At 72.1% G+C, this 19,475-nt stretch carries 17 protein-coding genes; 10 read left to right on the forward strand and 7 right to left on the reverse strand.

Features of this window, described 5'->3' with window-relative positions; all coding sequences use genetic code 11:
• Positions 1–128 precede the first annotated feature (128 nt).
• The gene (locus AB0A74_RS00660) at positions 129–1,649 is read left to right on the forward strand and encodes a non-reducing end alpha-L-arabinofuranosidase family hydrolase (RefSeq protein ID WP_358246762.1); all 1,521 of its coding nucleotides are present in this window, start codon (positions 129–131) and stop codon (positions 1,647–1,649) included.
• 49 nt (positions 1,650–1,698) lie between these two features.
• On the opposite strand, the gene AB0A74_RS00665 is transcribed toward AB0A74_RS00660, so the two are convergent.
• From AB0A74_RS00665 to AB0A74_RS00685, 5 genes are read right to left on the reverse strand one after another with little or no spacing between them, the layout of a single operon-like run.
• Positions 1,699–1,953: a hypothetical protein gene (locus tag AB0A74_RS00665; protein ID WP_358246763.1), complete on the reverse strand. Its 255-nt coding sequence runs from the start codon at positions 1,951–1,953 to the stop codon at positions 1,699–1,701.
• A gap of 8 nt (positions 1,954–1,961) precedes the next feature.
• Positions 1,962–2,102, reverse strand: coding sequence for a hypothetical protein (locus tag AB0A74_RS00670; protein WP_358246764.1), 141 nt, complete (start codon positions 2,100–2,102; stop codon positions 1,962–1,964).
• A 44-nt stretch (positions 2,103–2,146) separates the two neighbouring features.
• Entirely contained in the window at positions 2,147–3,382 is a 1,236-nt protein-coding gene (locus AB0A74_RS00675; protein ID WP_358246765.1) for a hypothetical protein, read from the reverse strand.
• A gap of 10 nt (positions 3,383–3,392) precedes the next feature.
• Positions 3,393–4,277: a hypothetical protein gene (locus AB0A74_RS00680; protein WP_358246766.1), complete on the reverse strand. Its 885-nt coding sequence runs from the start codon at positions 4,275–4,277 to the stop codon at positions 3,393–3,395.
• Positions 4,278–4,310: 33 nt separating this feature from the next.
• Complete coding sequence (locus AB0A74_RS00685) at positions 4,311–7,397, reverse strand: BTAD domain-containing putative transcriptional regulator (protein WP_358246767.1); 3,087 nt, start codon at positions 7,395–7,397, stop codon at positions 4,311–4,313.
• 256 nt (positions 7,398–7,653) lie between these two features.
• Here AB0A74_RS00685 and AB0A74_RS00690 point away from each other — a divergent pair, with 256 nt between their 5' ends.
• The 5 genes from AB0A74_RS00690 to AB0A74_RS00710 all read left to right on the forward strand — a co-directional run bounded on the left by AB0A74_RS00690 (position 7,654) and on the right by AB0A74_RS00710 (position 12,359).
• A complete protein-coding gene (locus AB0A74_RS00690; RefSeq protein WP_358246768.1) occupies positions 7,654–9,942 on the forward strand; it encodes a M28 family peptidase in 2,289 nt (762 codons plus the stop codon).
• Positions 9,943–10,007: 65 nt separating this feature from the next.
• A complete protein-coding gene (locus AB0A74_RS00695; RefSeq protein WP_358246769.1) occupies positions 10,008–10,592 on the forward strand; it encodes a CGNR zinc finger domain-containing protein in 585 nt (194 codons plus the stop codon).
• On the forward strand, positions 10,589–11,032 hold the full coding sequence (locus tag AB0A74_RS00700; protein WP_358246770.1) for a protein-tyrosine phosphatase family protein: 444 nt from the start codon (positions 10,589–10,591) through the stop codon (positions 11,030–11,032). Before AB0A74_RS00695 ends, AB0A74_RS00700 begins: the two co-directional genes overlap by 4 nt.
• Positions 11,033–11,386: 354 nt before the next feature.
• Entirely contained in the window at positions 11,387–12,142 is a 756-nt protein-coding gene (locus AB0A74_RS00705) for a DUF6082 family protein (protein ID WP_358246771.1), read from the forward strand.
• Positions 12,143–12,173: 31 nt separating this feature from the next.
• Positions 12,174–12,359, forward strand: coding sequence for a hypothetical protein (locus tag AB0A74_RS00710; RefSeq protein WP_358246772.1), 186 nt, complete (start codon positions 12,174–12,176; stop codon positions 12,357–12,359).
• Positions 12,360–12,403: 44 nt separating this feature from the next.
• Here the strand turns inward: AB0A74_RS00710 and AB0A74_RS00715 are convergent, their stop codons facing one another.
• Positions 12,404–13,897, reverse strand: a complete 1,494-nt coding sequence (locus AB0A74_RS00715; protein ID WP_358246773.1) for a putative Ig domain-containing protein — start codon at positions 13,895–13,897, stop codon at positions 12,404–12,406.
• Positions 13,898–14,375: 478 nt separating this feature from the next.
• Entirely contained in the window at positions 14,376–15,587 is a 1,212-nt protein-coding gene (locus AB0A74_RS00720; protein WP_358246774.1) for an MFS transporter, read from the reverse strand.
• A gap of 87 nt (positions 15,588–15,674) precedes the next feature.
• Here AB0A74_RS00720 and AB0A74_RS00725 point away from each other — a divergent pair, with 87 nt between their 5' ends.
• The 4 genes from AB0A74_RS00725 (at position 15,675) to AB0A74_RS00740 (ending at position 19,440) form a co-directional block, all read left to right on the forward strand.
• Positions 15,675–16,136, forward strand: a complete 462-nt coding sequence (locus AB0A74_RS00725; RefSeq protein ID WP_358246775.1) for a helix-turn-helix domain-containing protein — start codon at positions 15,675–15,677, stop codon at positions 16,134–16,136.
• A gap of 73 nt (positions 16,137–16,209) precedes the next feature.
• Complete coding sequence (locus AB0A74_RS00730) at positions 16,210–17,640, forward strand: histidine kinase (RefSeq protein ID WP_358246776.1); 1,431 nt, start codon at positions 16,210–16,212, stop codon at positions 17,638–17,640.
• Positions 17,637–18,284 carry a response regulator transcription factor gene (locus tag AB0A74_RS00735; RefSeq protein ID WP_358246777.1) on the forward strand — a complete coding sequence of 216 codons (648 nt, stop codon included), beginning with the start codon at positions 17,637–17,639 and terminating at the stop codon, positions 18,282–18,284. Before AB0A74_RS00730 ends, AB0A74_RS00735 begins: the two co-directional genes overlap by 4 nt.
• A 70-nt stretch (positions 18,285–18,354) precedes the next feature.
• Entirely contained in the window at positions 18,355–19,440 is a 1,086-nt protein-coding gene (locus AB0A74_RS00740) for an alpha/beta hydrolase (RefSeq protein ID WP_358246778.1), read from the forward strand.
• The last annotated feature ends 35 nt before the right edge of the window (positions 19,441–19,475 follow it).

Consider the following 19,475-nt stretch of genomic DNA (forward strand, 5'->3'; position numbering starts at 1 on the left):
CGAAACATTTTCGTCGCATCTTGACCGGGCGGAGATCGTCCTCCACAGTCTCTGCAGAATGCGCCATCGGGCGTGATTTGTCGCCCGTTCTGCGGTTCGCACCAACCTCGACGAGGAGGAGTTCCCCCATGGTCGGATCAGGCCATCACCCGCCCACCGCCGTCCGCCGGGCCCGGGGACGTCGCGCGGCCGGGATCGCCGCCGCCGTCGCCGTGCTGCTCGGCGGGATGGTGGCGGCCTTCAGCGCGGCGCCGGCGTCGGCGGCGACGGTCGACACGACCGCCTGGTACGTGCTGGTCAACCGCAACAGCGGCAAGGCGTTGGACGTCTACAACCTGGCCACGAACGACGGCGCCCGCATCACCCAGTGGACCCGCAACGACGGCAACCAGCAGCAGTGGCAGTTCGTGGACTCGGGCGGCGGCTACTACCGGTTGAAGTCGCGGCTGTCGGGCAAGGTCCTCGACGTCTACAACTTCTCCACCGCCGACGGCGCGAACATCGTGCAGTGGTCCGACCACAACGGCACCAACCAGCAGTTCCGCCTCGCCGACTCCGACGGCGGCCACGTGCGGCTGATCAACCGCAACAGCGGCAAGGCCGTCGAGGTGCAGGGCGCGGCGACCAACGACGGCGGCAACGTCGTGCAGTACAGCGACTGGGGCGGTGCCAACCAGCAGTGGCAGCTGGTCCGCGTCGGCACGGGCCCCACCACGACGACCACCACCCAGCCGGGCGGCGGGTGCTCGCTGCCCTCGACCTACCGCTGGACCTCGACGGGCCCGCTGGCCACTCCGCGCCAGGGCTGGGTCTCGCTGAAGGACTTCACCTACGTCCCGTACAACGGCAAGCACCTGGTGTACGCGACGACCCACGACACGGGCACGTCGTGGGGCTCGATGAACTTCGGGACCTTCAGCAACTGGTCGGAGATGGCCACGGCGCCGCAGCAGGCCATGAACTCCGGCACCGTCGCGCCGACGCTGCTCTACTTCGCCCCGAAGAACATCTGGGTGCTGGCCTACCAGTGGGGCGGGACGGCGTTCACCTACCGGACGTCGAACGACCCGACCAACCCCAACGGGTGGTCCGCGCCGCAGGTGCTGTCCACGGCCAGCATCCCGAACTCGGGCACGGGTCCGATCGACCAGACGTTGATCGGTGACGGCACGAACATGTACCTGTTCTTCGCCGGCGACAACGGCAAGATCTACCGCCAGACCATGCCGATCGGGAACTTCCCGGGCAGCTTCGGCTCGTCGTGGACGCAGATCATGAGCGACACGACGGCCAACCTGTTCGAGGCGGTCGAGGTCTACAAGGTCCAGGGCCAGAACCAGTACCTGATGATCGTCGAGGCGATGGGCGCCAACGGCCGCTTCTTCCGCTCGTTCACCGCCACCAGCCTGAACGGCTCGTGGACCCCGCAGGCGGCCACCGAGAGCAACCCGTTCGCGGGCAAGGCGAACAGCGGCGCGACCTGGACCAACGACATCAGCCACGGCGACCTGATCCGCGCCAACCCCGACCAGACCAAGACCATCGACCCCTGCAACCTGCAGTTCCTCTACCAGGGCCGCGACCCGAGGTCCGGCGGCGACTACGGCCTCCTGCCGTACCGCCCGGGCCTGCTCACCCTGCAACGCTGATCAACCTGACACACACGGCCGGCACCCCCGCCTCGGCGAGGGTGCCGGCTCACGTGTTCGGGAAGGTCCGTGCCATCTCGGGGTCGTTCATGTTCTTCCGTGCTTCGTCGCCGTACCAGCTGGGATTGGCCGGCGCTACCGGGGTGCGGCTGCCGCCGAGGTTGTACTCGGTGGCGATGATCTTCGTCGCGCGCTCGTGCGCGCCGAACGCGGCTCGCGACATGCCCGGGTAGCGGTGGGACCGGTTCTTCAGCCTCGCCAGCAGTCGCGCCGCCGTCGCGATGTTGGACTTCGGCCAGCTCAACAGGGTGATCAAGGCGCGCGGGCGATTTCGCGGTCGCGTGCCGCGGGCGGTGACACGAACGGCAGGGCCGGGGTGTTGGCGATCTCGATGCGCAGGACTGCCGCGAGGAACAGCGCGGTGATGCCGTCCGCGGGCACGGGCGTCGACATGGGCGGGTGTGAGGGCACCGCACGCCTTCCCGACGGCCGGTGGTTCACCCGAGGTAGACCAGGGCGAACTGGGCGTCGACCGGTTCGCCGGTCGGCGCGCGGCACACCACGTCCACCCGTTGCTCGCGCTCAGCCGGTCGCCAACCGGTCACGCCGCACGTCGCCGTGGTGCGGTACGCCGATACCTGGACGTGCCCACCCTTGCGAGCGAGGCCGGGCAGGTGCGCGGTGTACGTCCCGGACGCCGAACGCGTCACGGTGTTCAGCGCGTGCGTCGAGTTGTACTGGTACTCCTTGGTGGGTGTGTACGCCGCCTCACCCGGCTTGTCGGCCCACAGGTACGCGCCGGGGACGCGCGCGGTGGGGGAGGACCCGAGGTCTGCGGTGAACGACAGGGCGAAGGGCGCGTCCACCGGATCTCCGCCCGGTGTGGTGCAGGTGACCCGGACGACCAGGAAGTCCTTGCCCGTCTCGGGGTTGTGCCACGGCCGCCACCCGTGCAGGGAGCACGCGTTCGGTGTGGGGCCGAGTGCGGTGACCTTGGCCATGCCGCCCGAGAGGCCCTCGGCCAGCGCCTTGTCCACGCCGGGGAGGAACACGACGTGGGAGCCGGTGTGCTCGCGGTCGATCGAGTTCACACCTCCGGTCGAGTTGTGCTGGTGGTTCGCGTCCGGGACCTGGGTGGCCGCGCTCGGGTCGTCGGCGCGGACGTAGGCGCTGACGCCGATGCGCGTCATGGTGAACAGGAAGCCGAGGGTGAAAGCGGCGTCGGCCGGTGCGCCCGCGCGGTCGACGCACGTGACCCGCACCAGTTGGTCGGTGCGCGACGGGCCCCAGTCGCGCACCGAGCACAACCGGTCGGCGGCGTCCGCGGTGGACAGCTCGACCGTGCCGCCGTCGACGCCGAGGCCCGGGAACGCGACGGTGTACGAGCCGACCCCGTCGCGGACCACGCTGTTGGTCCCGCCCGACGAGTTGCACTGGTGCTCGTCGGACGGGCGATACTCGTTCTCGGTGGGCAGGCTCGCCCACACGTACCCGGACTTGGTCGACAAGTCGGTCCGGACCAGGCAGGCCTTGGCCGCGGTGGAGCCCGCCGGGCGGGGTGCGGCGCGGTCGGACGTCGCCGACACCCCGATCAGCGTGCAGATCGCGACGATCACGAGGAGCGTGCGCGCGGGTCTCGGCACGCGGTGGAAGTGCACCGAGTCGATGTACCCGGCCTGCACCAGGTTGCCCGAGGAGCGGTCGACGTGGTTGTTGGTCACCGGTCCGGTCACCCCCGGCAGGTCAGTCCATGGTTTCGGTGTCATTGCCCACCATCTGGCGTGGTCCGCCGAAGCGCATCCCCTTCGTGGGCCACCCGACCGCCACCGCGGGGCCGGACACGTTCATGTCGTCGCGGGCGGCGATCCGGGGGGCCATGGTCGCCGGAGGGAGAACGGTCATGTTCGTTCCGATGGGCCGCGCCGGTACCGGCCCGTTGAGCGGGACGACCGGGGGCGGCTGGGTGTCCTGGGGCATGCCTGTCTGGGGCGGGGTCGCGGGTACGGGCCGAGCGACCGTGGGTTGCGCCGGGACCGTCGGAAGTTCCTTGCGGGGTGTCACCTGGGGCGGCGGGGGCTCGGCCGGTGCCGCGCGGTGCTCGACGGGCGGCACCGGAACCGGCGTCGAGCGTGTCGGGGCCTGCTTCCGGCCGTCCCCGGCCGTGCCGCCCGCCACCGACGCGACACCCTTCCCGTCGCCCGGCGGCGCGGGTTCGGGCGTGCCCCCCGACGGTCGGTGCCCGGATGCGGGCAGGTCGGTGTTCCCACCATCCGATCGCACGCCGTCCGATTCCGTGCTGCCCGGCGTTGTCGCCGCGGGTGCGGCGGCGACGGGGGACATCGCCGCCGACTTCGTGTCGAGTGTGGGCGCGGTTGGTTCGAACACGGCCACCGCGGGCCGTTCGTCGCGGCTCGCGGCCACGCCGTCGTGCGCGTCCGGCAGGCGGGCGCCGGCCGGGCTGCCGCCCACGGTGGACGGCACGACTTGGGAGACGACGGGGTCGGCGTGGCGCAGGTCGCTGACGGCGTCCACGCACACCGCGAGCAGGAGCAGGGCAGCCGCGTGCGTGGCGATCTTCTTGGGCAGGTCACGGGGGAGTGCGGGAGCGGCGAGGGCAGCGGACGACATTGAGCTCCTCCGGTCGAGTGGGCCGCGTTCGTCTCAGCCAGGTTCCCTCCCCGAGGTGGGCGGGACGGTTGTCGAATCCTTGCCGGGCAGGTCAGCGGCCGTGGGCGCGGTGTGCTCGGCGACGTGCCGCTGGATCTCGGGGTGCCGGAACCCGTAGCCGCCGCCGTGCCGGTGCAGGAGCATGCGCTCGTCGGCGTGCTCCAGGAACGCGGGGAGGTCTCGCGGGAGCAAGCGCGCGTGCCGGGCGATCAGCCGGGTCACGTGGTGCGCCAACCACACCCCGCCGCCGGTGAACCAGAACGTCGGCAACGCGGCCAGCACGGCGGGCACGACGAGAGCGATCTTCACGTACTCGACCACCGCCGGGCGGGCCGGCGCGGTCGCGACCAGCGCGACGAGCACCGCGCCCGCCACCGGTCCGACGGCGGCGCGCAGGGACGCGTCCAGCGCCTTCGCGGGAGCGGGAACCGGCAGGTCGGTGTCCGGTCGCAGGCCGTGTCCCAGGGCGAAGACGAGGCAGAACGTCATGGCGACGACGAAGCCGAACACCGGTCCCCGGTCCGGGCCCAGCACCAGCGCCACGGCCTGCACGAGCAGCAGCCACTGGAGGACGCCGCACACGGCGCCGGCCGCGCAGGCCGTCGCGAAGCCGCGCCACGACATCCGCCAGCGGGCGGCCGGTCGGACGACGTCCAGGTCCACGAGCATGAACCCCAGGCCGAGCAGCACGCCGCCGCCCAGCCCCATGATCACGCCGTAGCCGAAACCCGCGGTCAAGGCGTACACGGCGTCGTGCGGCGTGGCGGCCATCCTGGCCGGGGCGTGGCTCAGGCCCACGACCAGGGCGCACACCACGGCGGTGTCGGTGCACCGCGTGATCCGGTCGTGGGAGACGGTCCACCGGGCGTCCCTGTCCAGGCGGCACACCACGACCACCACGGCCAGTGCCAGCGCGACCGAGGCGGCGATGACCGCGCCGTAGACCAGCGCGCCGACCACACCCGCACGCCACCCCGCCGCCGCGCCGGCCTGCCGCCCGATGGACACGCCTTTGTGCAGACCGCCGGCGACCATGAGGGTCACGGTGTAGGCCGGCACGCGCAGCCACGCCGGCAGGCCGTCGCGGACGAGCAACCACGTGACCGCCGCGAACACGGCGGCGGCGAGCGGAACGGCGAAGACCGGTGAGGCGTCCAGCGGGGTGCCCGCCGCCGCTGAGCGGCCCAGGCCCAGCTGCACGCCGTAGACCACGGCGCACAGCAGGGCCGCCACGGCGCCGCAGGTCACGGCGGTCGCCAGGCGGCGCATCCCGACCCGCTCCGCCATCCGGGACCACGGCGTCGCCGGCAGTGGCCACCGGGGGCGCGGCCCGGGCAGCGACGCGGGCACCAGGTGCTCGGAGTACCACGTCGTCTCACCGCGGGTGGTCATGAGCCGAGCGAGCCACGTGAGGTGGTGGCGGGTGGCGGCGAAGTCGAACGGCGGTGTCGCGGAGAGCCCGGGCAGTGGGGTCCGCGGTCGGTGCAGCAGGGCCCGCAGGTAGTCGTCGTAGGAGCCGCCGATCGTCGGCGACACCTCGCCGCCCTGCGCGTAGGCGACGCACACGACGTCGAGCATGTGAGGTGTGGACAGGTGCTCCAGGAGCACCGGGTCCCGGCGGACGGCGTCGCGCAGCCCGGCCAGGGCGGGACCACCGTCCGCGAGCCGCGCGTCGATCTGCTCGACGGTGAGCGGCTGGATGATCACGGCGTTCGCCAGCGTCAACCGGACGTCCAGGTCCCGGTACTCGGCGGTCCGCGAGGTGACGACGAGTCCCGCGCCGAAGCGGGTGCGGAAGGCGTTGATGCCCCGCACGCACGCGCCGCGCAGGTCGGCGGCGACCTCGTCGAGTCCGTCGAGCAGGACGACCACCTGGTCGTCCACGAGCAGCGGACGCACCCGGTCGGCGGCCAGCCGGTAGTTGTCGCGGATCTGGTTGACCACCCAGTCGGCGAAGTCCTCACCGTGCCACCGGGACAGCGGCAGGATGACGGGCACTGGGTGCGCCGGGTCGTCGGAGGCTGCCAGCAGGTCGGCCGCCAGGTCGATCAGGCTGGTGGTCTTGCCCGCGCCCTTGTCGCCCAACACGAGCAGTCTTCGGTTGTGGTGTTCGAGCAGGAGCTCGGCGACCGACTGCTCCACCAGGGGCCCGGGCTCCCGGAGGTCCGAGACGTCGTGGTGGGCGAATTCCCGCCAGACCGCGTCCGGCTGCTCCCGCAGGCGCAGCACCACGCGTGTGCCCATGTCCCGGCGTTCCAGCCAGATCCTGCGCATCTCGCGGACGAGCTCACGGCGCGCCCCGGCGTCGCCCGGCGGCGGCGAAGGGCTCGGGAACGGGCCGGCGAGTTCGTCGTCGTTGTGCAGGATGCGTGTGTGCAGGCCCTTGAGCCGGGGGTGGGGCGTCACGCCGCTGCGGAGCAGGTGCTCCATCGCCTGCCGGAGCAGGTCCGCGCTCTCCTCCTGCCTGCCGCACCAGTAGAGGCACTGCGCGGCCAGGGCGACGAGGTTCTGCCGCTCCAGGTGGTGGCGCGCCAGATCGGCGGCCTCGCCCGCCAGCTCGGCCTGCCGGCCCAGCCGCATCCCCACTTCCAGTGCCGCCTCGACCGCCGACAACCGTTGTGCGGTCACCGCGACCCGCGTCTCCTCGGCCCAACGGCCCTCCAGTCCGCTCAACGGTTCGCCGCGCCACAGCCGGGCGGCGAGCCGGAAGCGCTCGGCGGCGAGCTGGTCGTCTCCGTCGCGCGCGGCGGTCCGGGCGGCGGCGACGGTGGACCGGTAACGGGCCCAGTCCACCTGGTCGGGCTCCACGACCAGCGCGTAACCGCCGTCGCGGCTCACCAGCGAGCCGCCGCCGGCGTCGAGCAGCGCCTTGCGCAACCGGCTGACGTGCGCGTGCAACGCCTTGCGCGCCGCCGCCGGCGGCCGGCCGCTCCACACGCGGTCGATCAGCGTCAACGTCGGCACCACCCGACCCGGCCGCTCCGCGAGCACGGCGAGAACGCACTTGCGCAGCGGTGGTCCGAGATCGACCATGCCGGAAGGGCCGTGCAGTTCAACGGGGCCGAGCAGTCGGATCTCCATGGACGTCCCGTGGGTTGCGAGGGCTTGGCGATCAACGGCCAGCGTGCCGGCGATCGGGATCACGCGAACCGCAGGATTGGTGCCACTCGACGGATCACCCGACCGCCGCAGGTCGGGCATGTTCCGAGGGGTGTCCCCGGGAATAGCGGTGACTTCGGTCAGGTGAGCGCGCGGTAGGACACTGCGGAAAACCACACCCCCGTTGTGCGGATCACCGCGTTACGGCCGGCTCCACTGGTGCATAGCGTCGCGGTCCGTGATCAACGAACTTGTCGAAGTGCCACGCCGGGTGGTCGCGGGGGTTGCCGCGTCGCTGGTCATCGCGGTTGCCGTGGTGTTGACCGCGATGGCCGAGGGTAGTGGGCAGCAACCGGTTTCCGCGTCGGTGGCGGACCGGTTCAGTGCCGAGCGGGCCATGGTGCACTTGAACCGGTTCGCGACCGAGCCGCGCCCGTTGGGGAGTCCGGCCAGTGACCGGGCGCGGGACTATGTCGCCGATCAGTTGCGGTCGGCCGGGTTCTCCGTGGAGGTCCAGCGTTCGGTCGGGGCGCGTGCGTCCACGGGGTTGGCGAGCTTCGGGCGCGTGGACAACGTGGTCGCCACGTTGCCCGGCCGGGACTCGACCGGAACGGTGCTGCTGGCGGCGCACTACGACTCCGCCGCGATGGGGCCCGGCGCTTCCGACGACGGCGCGGCGGTCGCCGCGATGGTCGAGGTCGGGCGGATGGTCGCCGCACAGGGCGGCGGTCGCAACGACCTGGTGCTGCTGTTCACCGACGGCGAGGAGGACGGCGTTCTCGGCGCGGAGGCGTTCGTGCGGGAGCACCCGTTGGGGCGCAAGGGCGGCGTGGTGCTGAACTGGGAGGCCCGGGGCGTCAGCGGACCGTCGTTGATGTTCGAGACCTCCGCGCAGAACGCAGGGTTGGTGTCGCTGTTCGCCGACGCCGTGCCGCACCCGCGGGGCGACTCGTCCATGGTCGAGGTCTACCGGATGTTGCCGAACAACACCGACTTCAGCGCGTTGTCGGGGGCCGGGTTCACCGGGCTGAACTTCGCCTACATCGAGGAATCGTCGTTCTACCACACCGCGGGCGACTCCATCGCGAACCTCGACCGCGGCAGCTTGCAGCACCACGGCGAGAACATGCTGCACCTGACCCGGGCACTGCGCGAGGCCGACCTGCCGGGCTTGACGTCCGACCACGATGCCACCTACTTCCGGCTCTTCGGCTTCATGATCACCTACTCCGACGCGCTGGTTTGGCCGTTCGCGCTGCTCGCCGTGCTGGCGGTGGTCGCGTTGGCGGTGGTGGCGCGACGGCGGCGGTTGATGAGCGTGCCGCGGATGCTGCTCGGTGCGGTCTCGGCGGTGTTGCCGCTGGCGGTGGCGGGGTTGCTCGGGCAGGTGTTGTGGTCGGTTCTGGTGTGGGTGCGCCCGGGGTACGACCTGATGGGCGGGTTGCTGCACCGTCCGCTGGCCTTCCAGGTCACGCTGGCCGCGCTGGCGGCGACGGCGTTGCTCGGCTGGTACGTGGTGCTGCGCCGTCGTCTCGGTCCGGCCGCGTTGGCGGTCGGGGCGCTGGTGTGGCCCGCTGTGCTCGGGGTGGTGTGCGCGGCGGCGGCGCCCGGTGCGTCGTTCCTGTTCGCGTTGCCGGCGCTGTCCGCCGCGACGGGTGCGCTGCTGGCGATGCTGCGGTGGCCGGCGGCGGCGTTGACGGTGGGTGCCCTGGTCCCGGCGGCGTTGCTCCCCGCCCTGGCGCGCAACCTGTTCAACGGGGTGGGGCTGGCGTTCGGTGGTGCGGGCGCGGTGTGCCTGGTGCTGTTCGGGCTGACGCTGCTGCCCGTGATCGAACTGCTGATGCCGTCTACTGCCGGGCGCGCCACCGCCGCCGTGCCGCTGACCGCTGCCGTGTTGTCCATGGCCCTGGCAGGAGCGGGCCTGGTGGCCGACGACTTCGACGGACAACACCCGCGACGCTCGCACCTGGCCTACGTGCTCGACGCCGACAGCGGCGAGGCGAGCTGGGTCAGCGGAGAAGCCGAACCGACCGACTGGACCCGCGAACACGTGCGGAACCGCGACGTGTCCCGGCTACCGCAAGGCTATGCCCGAGGCGACCTGTGGACGGGCCCGGCCGAGCCGATGCCCGTCGAAGGACCGATGGTCGAAGTACGAGCCCGCAACGGCGACACCGTGACCATGCACGTCATGTCACGACGCTCGGCGACATCGCTGGTGCTGCGCATCGACCACCGCATCGACCAGGCAACCGCGACCGCTCCCGGCGCGGCCCCGGTGACCCTGTCCGTCACAGGCACTCGCGCGAAGACCTGGCCGGGTGAGGTCCGCTTCCGCGACTTGCCGCCGGAGGGCGTCGAGATCACCGTGCGCACCCCGGGCGCGTCCCGGATCCGCGTGACGGCGATCGACGAAACCCACGACCTCGCCGACGCCCCGGGCTTCCGCCCCCGACCCGCGGACACCGTCGCCTCGACGCGGGAGGACGGCAACCTGATCGCGGTCGCACGAACCTACGAACTCTGAACCCGCGTTGATCACCGTCTGAAAGGGTTGTAGTCTCGTTTTACCTCTTACACCGGAAGGGCGCCGTGGACATACCGCTGACCGACTACACCGCCGGTGCCGCGGTGGCGACGGACCTGGTCAACACGTCTCCGACTGTTCGTCCGGCCGGGGACGGTCTGCCCGACCCGGAGTCGCTCGCGGCGTTCCTGGTCGACCGCGCCGTGCGACCCGACGCCCTCGCCGACCGGGAGCCGACCGCCGACGACGTGTTCCAGGTCCAGCTGCTGCGCCGCGAGGTGCGGATGATCCTGGAGACCGAGACGGAGGACCAGGCCGTCGCGGGCGCGCACGTGCTGACCCGCCGCGCCGCGCTCGGCCCGGTCCTGCGCCCGGACCCCGATGGCGGGTGGCGGTGGCACGTCCCGACCGCTCCCGGCGCGTCACTGGCCGACGAACTGGCCGCGCTGTTCGGCGTGGCCCTGCTGGGCGTGGTCCGGGCACTGGGCCACGACCGGTTCCGGGCTTGTGAAGCGCCGGGCTGCCGGGGCGTGTTCGCCGACACGAGCCGCGCCGGCCGCCGCCGCTACTGCACGCCGGAACGCTGCGGCAACCGCGTCAACGTCGCCAACCACCGCGCCCGTCAAACCCCAGAAAGCGCACCCCGATGACCACCGCACCCCTGCCCGGCTCGATCCAACTACCCGACGGCTCCTGGATCCGCGGCCGCGGCCTGCGCCACCCGCTACCGGCCGGCCCCACCCCGGACTTCGGCCTGTACCTGGGCTCCCACCGCCTGCGCCGCACCCACGACGCCACCCTGACCTGGCCGCACGTATGGCTGGACTGGCCGGACTTCCGCCTACCCCGAGACCACGCCGCCGCCATCCGGGAAATCCACGCACTCCACGCCCGCGCCCGAGCCGGCGAAGCCGTCGAGGTCTCCTGCGGCGGCGGCGTCGGCCGAACCGGAACCGTCCTCGCCTGCCTGGCCATCCTGTCCGGCATCGCCCCGGAAGAAGCCGTCCCCTGGACCCGCCACCACCACAACCCACGCGCCGTCGAAACCCCGTGGCAACGCCGATGGGTGATCCGGTTCCCACGGCAGTGACATGTCGGCGAGGTGCCCGACCGCGGCCGAGGTGGAGCTACGCCCGGCTACCGCCGCCGGGCGAACCACCGAGCACCACCCCGATGTACGGTGGTTTGCGCGTGGACCCCCGCCGAGCAGCTTCTCGCTTCGCGTTTCAGTCGCCATCCCCCTCGCCGTTCGCGCGGTCCCGAACCGTTGGCTCGGCCTCCTCTGGCCGGAGTGCTCACGCCTCTTACGTGACCTATCGCTACGACGCGCTGAAGCCGTTAACGCCTCAGATGATCGAAAATGCGCCGCGCTGCGGATCGGGACCCGGTAGCTTGCGCGGTCGTGAAGAGCGCTCCTCGATCGCGGCGTCGTATGGTCATGCTGGTGCTCGGTGTCATGGTCGCGTGTCTGGCGTTGAGCGCGGTGGTGTTGTCGCCGTTGGCTTTGAGCCTGTTCGACGGTGGGCGTGACTGGTCGAGGCTGAGCGACATCGGCCAGACCTACGGGGGTACGTCGGCGGTGCTGGCCGCGCTCGCCCTGGGCGGTGTGGCGGCGGCGTTGGCAGTGCAGGTCAGGCAGAGCCGGGCGGAACAGGTCAGTGCCACGCGGGCGTTCTACACCGAGCTGGTGCGTCTGGAGCTGGAACAGCCGGAGCTGTACCGGCCGTGCTGGTCGCCGGTGACCGGTGGGGAGACGGCGGATGCTCAACGCCGCCACGTCTACGTGGACCTGATGATGACTTACGCGCAGATGGGTTACGAGACCGGCACTCTGCCCGAGCCGCTGCTGCGAGACATGCTGGGTGGTGTGTTCCGCGGTGAGCCGGGCCGTCGGTACTGGGCTTCCGCGCAGGGTTCCTGGCACAGCCGGGCATCGGAACGGCGCAGGGACCGCCGATTCGTCCGCGTGGTCGAGGACGAGTACCGCCGGGCGATCGCTGAGGGGCCACCCGTCGCCGGCCCGACTCGGACCGCCCCAGCTCCGGCGGTCCAGACCTCGTCTTCCTCCGCCGCGGAGCCGGGTCCCGGTCTGACCCGCCGCCGCTCACGACTTGCCGCCGCCCTGGCCACCGCCACGGCAGGTGGACTCGCGCTGGCCGTCGCCCGGCGCAAGAGGCGCAAAGCGTTCTCGTCCGAGTGAGGGGAGCGCCGCCTCCCCAACGTTGTTCGTCTTGCATCGCACCCTGCACCGGTGCACCACCACCGCTCCCCGGCACGGCGGCCTGTCGTCGTGGCGGTTGCAGGTCAAGGGTAGTGACGTGGCGGTGTCCAGTCGCAGCTACCCGAGTCGCGCATTGGCGTTCCAGGCGTGCCGCCGGTTCCTGCACAACGCACTCACCGCTGCCATCACCACCTGACCGGGGGTGCGGCGGCCGGAGTGGGGCCGCCGCACCCCAGGGGATCAGAAGCGGAAGCGGGTGGTGACGGCCGCGTGGTCGGAAGACCACAGGTTGTCCTGGTGGTTGGGCACCGCGGTGGGGGTGCCGAGGACGACTGCTTCGCTGCTCGTCGCCTGCACGGGTCCGGCCGAGTGGACGAAGTCGATGCGGTCCTGGGGTTCCGGCACGCCCGTCGAGCCGTTGTGGCGCGGGTAGACCGGGGACCACGTGGTGCCCGGCTTGGTCACCGGGTTCGGGTGCACCGCCCGGTAGGTGTCGGTCAGACCCGCCTGCTGCACCGCCCGGCTGACGGGCCAGGGCACGGTGTAGCCGCAGTGGGCGGAGGCGGCGGCGGGGATCCAGTCCAGGTGGGACGGCGCGTTGAAGTCACCGACCAGGAACACCGGCGTCCGGTCGCGGTCGGCCAGGTGCGGGCGCATGGCGGCCAGGATGCTTTCGATCTCGCGCACCCGTCCCGACTCGTGCTCGCGCTGCACGATGCGCTCCACGGACATCCGGTCGAAGCACGCGTCGTACGGGCCGTAGGGCGTGTAGTTGAGGTGCACGTCCCACAGCACGGCCTCTTCACCGGGCGCGAACCGCACCCGTGCCCCGAAACCGGCGTCCGCGCGGAACGTCTCGCCCAGCGGGTACTTGCTGACGATGCCGAGGTCGTTGCCGTCGTGGGCCCAGTACCAGCCGAGGGCGTCGGCGAGGGTCTGCGCGTGCGTGCCCCGGCTTTCGGACACGCCCACGACGTCGCTGCCCGAGGAGAGCAGGAACGCGATCTGCTTGCTCACGCCGTCGCGCACCTGCGAACCGGAGTGCCACGCGTTGAATGCGGTGATCACCGGTTCGGGCACCAGCCGTTCACCGGCGGCCCGCACGGTGACGGTGGCGGTGGCGCGGGCGGTCAGGCCTTCGCCGTCGGTGGCCTCGACGGTGATGTGCTCGACGCCCGTGCGACGCGGCGTGCCCGAGACGCTGCCGTCCGCGCCGACGGTGACCCACGTCGGACCGGCGACCTTGCGGAAGCGCACGGCGGACCCGTCCGGGTCCACGGCCGGGACCCGGGCCGAGTAGGGCGCGCCGACGCGGGCGTTGCGTAGCGGGGTCGGGTCGGCGAGGAAGCGCGGCGGCTGGTTGCCGAGGCCGACGACGCGGAAGCGGACCGGCGCGGCCAGGGACGTGTAACCGTCGTTGTGCAGGAAGTAGGCGACGTACGCGCCGGGCGTGAGCCCGTCGGTGGGCAGCGTGACCGTGCCGGACGCGCCGGGGGCGTAGACCCACGCGGTGCTGGGGCCGACGTAGACGCCGTTGACGGGGGCGTTGCCGGGGTCGGTGTAGAGGCCGATCCAGTTGAGGTTCGTCGGATTGTCGGTGGTGTAGGTGGCCGTGACGGCCGTCCCGACGGGGTACTCGACGCGGTCGAGCGCGAGGGTGCCCGCCTGGGCGGAGGCGGGCGTGACGGCGGTCAACAGCAGGACGATCAGGGCTATCAGCCGTGTGGAACGCATCCCCGGACCGTGGGCGGCGCGGGTGGGTGACGGGCGAACCCAAGCCGTCGGCCAGCCGAACACCCGTCCACGCCCGCGTGAACCGCGTTCACGGTCAACCGACCGACATCCGCCGCGCCACGGGCGCGCTGGACGTCACGACGACCGGTGAGCCGGCCTGCACCGGATGGACGAGTGCCGGCGCAACGCGATGTGCGTAGTCTCGATCACGAGAGGGGAGTACCTCCGAACACGGCGATGTCGTCAGCACGGGGTCCAGCGTGGGATGCCCGGCGTCGTCGGTCCAAGCTCTTGGTTGGGCGAGGGAGACCTCCGGTTCATTCAGCGTGCCTGAATGCCGGAGGTCCCTCGTGCGCCCTTCACAGGATCGCTCGGGGGAAGCGCCGGCGGAATGCAGAGGATCCGGTGCTCGACCTTCTCCAACTGATCAACGACACGGCGGGGACCCTGGCCGCTCTCGCGGCGTTGGCGGTGTCGCTCAAAGCGCTTCGGTCGAAGCGGCGTGGTGACCGTGACAAGCCGAAGTCGTAGCGACCGGCCCGCCGTCCTGGATCGCGGCCTTCCGTCGCGCCACCGCGTCCGTCGCCCAGACGGCGAGCGCGCAGCACGCGAAGCCGGCTCCCAGGACGCTGGAACCCGTCCACCCGTGCGTCGCGAAGACCGCGGTGGTCGTGGTCGCGCCCAGCGCCGAGCCCAGGGAGTAGAAGATCATGTAGCCGCCGATGACGGTGCTGGTCCCCGCCGTGCCGGCGGTCAGCACGTGTTGGTTGCTCACGTGCACCGCCTGGACGGCGAAGTCCAGCGCCACGATCCCCGCCGCCAGGAGCCACAGTGACCAGGGGAGTTGCGCGATGGCCGCCCACGACGCGATGAGCAGCACGAGGGACAACCCGGTCACGCGGTGAGCGTGTCCGGCGTCCGCCCAACGGCCCGCGCGTGCGGCACCCAGCGCGCCGGCCAGTCCGGCTAGGCCGAACATCCCGATGAGGCTCTCGCTCAGGCGCCAGGGCGCGTCGGCCAGCGGCAGGGACAGGCCGCTCCACAGCGTCCCGAAGGCGGCGAACAGGAAGAACGCGATCGTGCCCCGGATCAGGAAATCCCGTCGCCCCAACAGACCGGTGAGCGGGACGCGGCGGGTGGCGCGTCGGTCGGCGGGCAGCACGGCGAGGACGACGGCCGCGAGGCCGGCGGACAGGACCGCGAGCACGGCGTAAACGCCGCGCCACCCCCACACCTCGGCCATCGCCCCGGCCACCACCCGCGCACTCAGGATGCCGACCACGACGCCCGAGGTCACGGCACCGATGGTCCGGCCGCGCTCGGCCGGCGCCGACACCGACGCCGCGTAGGCCACCGTCGTCTGCACGACCACCGCGAGCACCCCGGCCGCCGCCAACCCCGTGAACGCCACCCATCCCGCCCACGCCGACGCCGTCACCGCCGTGGCCACGGCGGTCAGCGCCAGGTGCGCCGCGATCAGCCGTCGCCGGTCCACCACGTCGCCCAGCGGCACCAGGAGCACCAGCCCCGCCAGGTAGCCGAGTTGGCCGGTCGCCACGATCCACCCGGTCAGCCCGGCCGGCACGCCCAACTCCGCGCCCATCGGCCGCAGAACCGGTTGCGCGGCGTAGATCCCCGCCACCGCCACCCCGCACACCACCGCGAGCACCAGTCGTCGTCCCGCGTCCATGCACGACCCCAATCAGTAGCAAATTGCAACCGTTCGGACCGTACGGCATGATGGTTTCAAACCGCAACCGAACGGGAGGGGCGCGCGGTGCCCGACTGGACCGACCCGGAGTGCCCGGTCGCGCGCGCGTTGGACCTCGTGGGCGACCGGTGGAGCCTGCTGGTCGTGCGCGACGCCATGGACGGGGCGCGGTCGTTCACGGAGTTACAGCGCCGCACGGGAATCGCGCGCAACATCCTCACCGACCGCCTGCGCCGCCTCACCGCCCACGGCCTGCTGACCCAGCGCCCCGCGCCCTCGGGACGACGGCAGGAGTACGTGCTCACCGACGCCGGACGCGACCTGTTCCCGGTCATCCTCACCCTGCGGCAGTGGGGGGAACGACACGCCTTCACCGCCGGGGAGACCCACTCGACCCTGGTCGACGACCACGGCGAACCCGTCCCGACCGTCGTCCCGAGCAGCGCCGACGGCACCCCGCTCGACGCCGACACCACCCGCGTGCTCAAGGCCGGCTCAGGTCCGGGTGCGGGGGAGCAGCGCAGGTAGGGTGCCGGTATGGCGGATCTCAACCGCGCGTGGACGCCGGGCACGCGTCGGCCGACGACATCGCGGAGCGTCGGTGGGTCGGTGGCGTGAGGTCGTGCCCTTCGGGCTGATCGCGGTGCCGTTGGGCGTGGAACTCGCCGGGCGGTGGGCCGAGTTGGTGGCCAGTCTCGTTGTCGCGGGGATCTGTACGAGCTTGTTCCGCAAGTTCCCGGTCGCGGTGCTGACGGTGACGGTGGCGGGCGTGGTGGTGCCCGCGCTCGTGCTGGCGCCCATCGCGACCAGCCCGGTGCGAGGGTGGCCACTCGTCGCCGCCGCGGTGTTCGGGTATCTCGCCGGGCGGCGGTTGGCCGAGCCGCGGTCGGTGGTGACCGCGTTGGGCGGGTTGCTGCTCGCCGGCCTGCCGGTCGGTGTGCTGGTCGATGCCGGCGAGCGCGGCGGGTTCGGGCTGCTTTTCGGGCTCTACGACTGGTTCGTGCTGGTCTTGGTGGTGCTCCTCGTGGTGGGCGTGCCTTGGCTGGCTGGGCGCTACCGGCGGCGGCGCGCGGAGCTGCTCGTCGCCGAGCTCGAACGGGTCGCGCTCACCGAGCGGGCGCGGATCGCCAGGGACATGCACGACTCGCTGGGCCACGAGTTGCAGCTTGTCGCGTTGCGGGCCGCCGCGCTTGAGGTGTCGCCTCGGCTGGACGAGCAGACCCGCGGTCAGGCCGGTGAGCTGCGGGCCGGTGTCGCCGCCGCCACGGAGCGGCTGCGCCAGATCGTGCACATGCTCGGCGAGCAGAGCAGCGACCTGGCACCCTTGGTCGCCCGCGCCACAGCCGCCGGGCAGACGGTCGAACTCGTCGCACCCTTGGACCCGCCGCCGCAGGTCGCCGCCGTGGTCCACCGGGTTGTGCGGGAAGCGCTGACCAACGCCGCCCGGCACGCGCCGGGAGTGCCCGTGACCGTGCGCGTCGAGACCGGCGACCGGACGACCGTGACCGTGGTGAACGACCTGTCCGGGGCGGAAGGTCCGCGCAGGAACGGTTCCGGTATCACCGGGTTGCGGGAGCAGGCCGGGCTTCTCGGCGGCACGCTGGAGGCCGGCATCCGTGACGGGCGGTTCGTCCTCGAAGCGAGTCTGCCCCACGACGCGCCGCCGCCACGGCCCGTGCGGGAGCGTCCCCGCCTGTGGCGGCTGGCGCGGGTGCCGCTGCTGGCCGCGGCTGTCGTGGTGGTGACGGCGTTCGGGCTGTACGTTCTCGTCGGGTCGGACAACCGGCTCGACCCGGCCGCGTACCAGCAACTCCACATAGGACAGTCGCAGGAGGACGTCGAGAAGGTGTTGCCCCGCTTCCAGATCCTCGGCGACCCCGAGCGCATGCTGCCCGCTCCGCCCCGTGCCGCGGACTGCCGGCACTACTGGGCCACCGTGCAGACCGACGAGCGGCTGTTCTACCGGCTGTGCTTCGTCGACGACCGGCTGGCGGTCAAGGAGACCGTCCCGAGGAACGCGGTGTCGCGGTGATCCGGGTCCTGCTCGCCGACGACGAGCCGCTGGTCAAGGCCGGTATCCGCGCGGTGCTGGCCGCCGACCCGGAGCTGGAGGTCGTCGCCGAGGCCGGCAACGGGCGCGAGGCGGTCGAGCTGGTCGTCGCGCACCGGCCGGACGTGGTGCTCCTCGACATCATGATGCCCGTGCTCGACGGGCTCGCCGCCGCCGCGGAGATCGCCCGCGTCGCTCCGGACACCGGGGTGTTGATGCTGACCACGTTCTCCGAGGACGAGCACATCGCGGCGGCGCTCGGCGGCGGCGCGCGCGGGTTCCTGGTCAAGTCAGGTGATCCGCGGGAGCTGTTCGCCGGCATCCGCGCGGTCGCGGAGGGTGCCGCGTTCCTGTCGCCGACCGTGGCGCACAAGGTGATCCAGCAGGTGGGCGGTGACCGGATGGCGAGTTCGGCCCGTTCGCGGCGTCTGGTCGGCGAGCTGACGCCGCGTGAGCGTGAGGTGCTCGCGTTGGTCGGTGCCGGTCTGCCCAACGCCGAGATCGCTCGCAGGCTGCACGTCGTGGAGGGCACGGTGAAGGTGTTCGTCACGTCGATCTTGCGCCGCTTGGACGTGGCGAACCGGGTGCAGGCGGCGATCATCGCCTACGAGGCCGGGCTCGTATGACTTTCGGCTAGTGCTTTCATTGGCTCCCGCCAGATGCCCGACGCGGGGTGTTCCGGCGACGCTGACCGGCATGAAGAAGTTGACCTTCGCCGCCGCTGTGACGGCGGTGACGCTGGCCGCCGGCCTCGCGCCCGCGGCGGCGACCCAACCCGTGGCGTTGACCCTGCCCGGGCCCACCGGCCCCTACCCGGTCGGCACGAAGGAACTGCACCTGGTCGACCACGACCGGATCGACCCGTGGACGAGCCGACCGCGTGAGCTGATGGTGTCGCTGTGGTACCCGGCGGCGGGCAACGGGCCGAGGGCGCGGCAGTTCCCGCCGGCGGTGGCCGCGTACTACGACCGCAACGCCGGTGTCCCGCCCGGCACCGCCGACTTCGCCGGCACCCTGACCCGCTCGCGCACCGGTGCCACGCCGCTGCCCGGCCGCCGACCGGTCGTCCTGTACTCGCCGGGCGGCGGGCACTCCCGGTTCCTCGGCACGACGCTGGTCGAGGACCTGGCCAGCCGCGGGTACGTGGTGGTCGGCATCGACCACACGCCGGTCGGCCCGGTCCAGTTCCCCGACCGGGTCGAGCTGCCGCGGTCCGGTGTGGACGCGGCGCAGGTGCTGCGGGAACGCGTGCGGGACACCAGCTTCGTGCTCGACGAACTGGCGGCGTTCCCCACGCTGGACCTCACCCGGGTGGGCATGTTCGGCCACTCGATGGGCGGTTTCACCACCGCCGAGGCGATGATCGGCGAGAACCGGATCAAGGCGGGCGCGAACCTGGACGGCAGCATGGACCCGCGCTACGGGCAGGCGGCGAGCGTCGGCGTCACCCGCCCGTTCCTGCTGATGGGCGGCGGCCTGAGCAGCGGCGCGCCGCACAACCACGCGCACAGCGGGGACTGGGCTTCGTTCTGGTCGACGTCCACGGGCTGGCGACGCGACGTGTACCTGCCCACGGCGGAGCACCTGAGCTTCTCCGACGCGCAAGTCCTTCTGCCGCAACTGGACGGCGATTTCACGGCGTCGATCGGCACCATCGACCCCCGGTCCAGCCTGGCCGCCCAACGAAAGTACCTGGGCGCGTTCTTCAACCTACACCTGCGCGGTTGGCCGACAACGGCCTTCGACCGACCCACCCACCCCGACGTGCAGCTCATCCCATGAGCGCAGGTTTCTCGACTGGCTGACCACAGGATCGC

The organism is Saccharothrix sp. NPDC042600 (genome assembly GCF_040647305.1).
In the GTDB taxonomy this organism is placed as follows: domain Bacteria; phylum Actinomycetota; class Actinomycetes; order Mycobacteriales; family Pseudonocardiaceae; genus Actinosynnema; species Actinosynnema mutabilis.

Bases quoted from the DNA above. Each gene is read 5' to 3' on its own strand.
- AB0A74_RS00700 (WP_358246770.1), top strand. From the start codon at position 10,589: ATGACCACCGCACCCCTGCCCGGCTCGATCCAACTACCCGACGGCTCC.
- AB0A74_RS00680 (WP_358246766.1), bottom strand. From the start codon at position 4,277: ATGTCGTCCGCTGCCCTCGCCGCTCCCGCACTCCCCCGTGACCTGCCC.
- AB0A74_RS00740 (WP_358246778.1), top strand. From the start codon at position 18,355: ATGAAGAAGTTGACCTTCGCCGCCGCTGTGACGGCGGTGACGCTGGCC.
- AB0A74_RS00670 (WP_358246764.1), bottom strand. From the start codon at position 2,102: ATGTCGACGCCCGTGCCCGCGGACGGCATCACCGCGCTGTTCCTCGCG.
- AB0A74_RS00715 (WP_358246773.1), bottom strand. From the start codon at position 13,897: ATGCGTTCCACACGGCTGATAGCCCTGATCGTCCTGCTGTTGACCGCC.
- AB0A74_RS00685 (WP_358246767.1), bottom strand. From the start codon at position 7,397: ATGGAGATCCGACTGCTCGGCCCCGTTGAACTGCACGGCCCTTCCGGC.
- AB0A74_RS00720 (WP_358246774.1), bottom strand. From the start codon at position 15,587: ATGGACGCGGGACGACGACTGGTGCTCGCGGTGGTGTGCGGGGTGGCG.
- AB0A74_RS00660 (WP_358246762.1), top strand. From the start codon at position 129: ATGGTCGGATCAGGCCATCACCCGCCCACCGCCGTCCGCCGGGCCCGG.